Annotated in this window: 2 protein-coding genes and 1 pseudogene; 2 read left to right on the top strand and 1 reads right to left on the bottom strand. The window is 54.9% G+C overall.

Going from position 1 to position 1617, the window contains the following annotated elements:
• Positions 1–177: 177 nt before the first annotated feature.
• On the bottom strand, positions 178–600 hold the full coding sequence (locus tag ABL922_RS14880) for a DUF2147 domain-containing protein (protein WP_349024988.1): 423 nt from the start codon (positions 598–600) through the stop codon (positions 178–180).
• Positions 601–640: 40 nt separating this feature from the next.
• On the opposite strand from ABL922_RS14880, the gene maiA reads away from it, so the two are divergent.
• A complete protein-coding gene (gene maiA / locus ABL922_RS14885; RefSeq protein WP_349024989.1) occupies positions 641–1267 on the top strand; it encodes a maleylacetoacetate isomerase in 627 nt (208 codons plus the stop codon).
• Positions 1264–1617: pseudogene (locus tag ABL922_RS14890) on the top strand (hypothetical protein); the annotation flags it as partial. The gene maiA and the pseudogene ABL922_RS14890, both read left to right, overlap by 4 nt.

Raw genomic sequence — 1617 nt, forward strand, 5'->3', positions numbered from 1 at the left:
ATCGTAGCGAGCAACTCACTGCGAAACTGGCATTCGGAACCGCGAGCGAAATAAAAGCCGCGCGCGAATTGTTACGGTTATCGCTGATTGAACTTTACCAGCTGGGCCATTGGCGCGAACAGCCCGAGGATTTCAAAACCTATATGCGGCTGTACCGCGCGTGCGGCCCAAGCAGTATCACCGCGCCGCCGTCCATGTCTGCGCTTGACAGAAGGGACCGATGCAGCCCTTAACGACAAGATTGCCAGATTTGCCTTTGTACACGATCGAACGATAGGTTTTGCCCGATTTAGGATCGTAAATCTGGCCCTTCCATTCATTACCAGCTGCCTTGAAGCCGGTTAGAATATTCATGCCAAGGAGCGTTCGATTGCGAAGCGCTTTGTCCGGATTGTTGACGTCTTTTTGGCCAACACCATTGGGCGGCGGGACGAGGAACTTGGCAAGCTTGCCGCAAATCGTCGCACCGCATTCATAGATTTCGACAACGCCGTCCTTGCTCTGCGTTACCCAGCGACCCGTCACAGGCGCGGCAGCCTGGACCGACGTGGCTCGCACTGTCGCGGCGACCAATGCGGTGGAAACTCGGGCTGACAACATAAGCACTCCTCAACTGCGATGTTCGGACTTTAGCACCCGATTGTTACTTTACGATTATTGGCGCTCCTCGGCGAGCTACCGCGTGCGCAGTGTGCTCAACTTGAAAGGCGTCGCCTACAAAACGGTTCCGACCAGCCTGCTTGAAGGCGACCATAAGGCCGCCGATTATGTCGCACGCAATCCGCAAGGCTTTGTGCCAATGCTGTCGATTGACGGCCATGACCTAACTCAAAGCCTGGCGATCATCGACTATCTCGATGCCAATTATCATGATCCGAAGATGGTTCCTTCTGATCCAGCGATGCGTGCCAAGACATTGGCGCAGGCGCTGATAATTGCCGCGGATATTCATCCGGTGAACAACCTGCGTATCCTGAAATATTTGAAAGATGTTTTGGGCCACGATCAAGCGGCAATCGACAATTGGTACCGCCACTGGATCATCGAGGGCTTTACAGAGCTTGAGGCAATAGCGCCCGAAGATGGCCTGTTCGGTAGCGATCTGCCTGATTTAGCGGACGTTTGTCTTGTGCCGCAAATGGCCAATGCGCGGCGGTTTGATACGCCGCTGGATGCTTTTCCGAAGCTGTTGCGGATCGATGCGGCGTTGACGGAGATGCCCGCATTCAAGGCGGCGCATCCCGATGCGGTGAATCCCGACGCATGAAAATAGCCGTGTTATTTGGGTTGCCGCTGCTTGCGGTTGCGACACCGGTTTTGGCTCAGGACTGCGTGCTGCCGATACGCGACGAAAATGATCAGGCGCATTATGGGTGTAGCAGGCGCTCTAACTTGTTGGAGGATCGCCTAACCCCGATTTCCATTAAAGATATCGTTGTTACCGGAACGTTGCCGGAATCGAAGGCTAATGCGTCATATCCGGTCACTCGCATTTACCTCGATAACGCCAGCAACCGACTTGAATCAGCGTTGTCGCAAGCCGCTGGACTGCAGCAGTTTCGCCGGTCGGATGCACGCTCAGCCAATCCAACCAGCCAAGGCGTTACTCTGCGCGGG

The sequence above is a fragment of the Sphingorhabdus sp. genome (genome assembly GCF_040079335.1).
Classification (GTDB): domain Bacteria; phylum Pseudomonadota; class Alphaproteobacteria; order Sphingomonadales; family Sphingomonadaceae; genus Sphingorhabdus_B.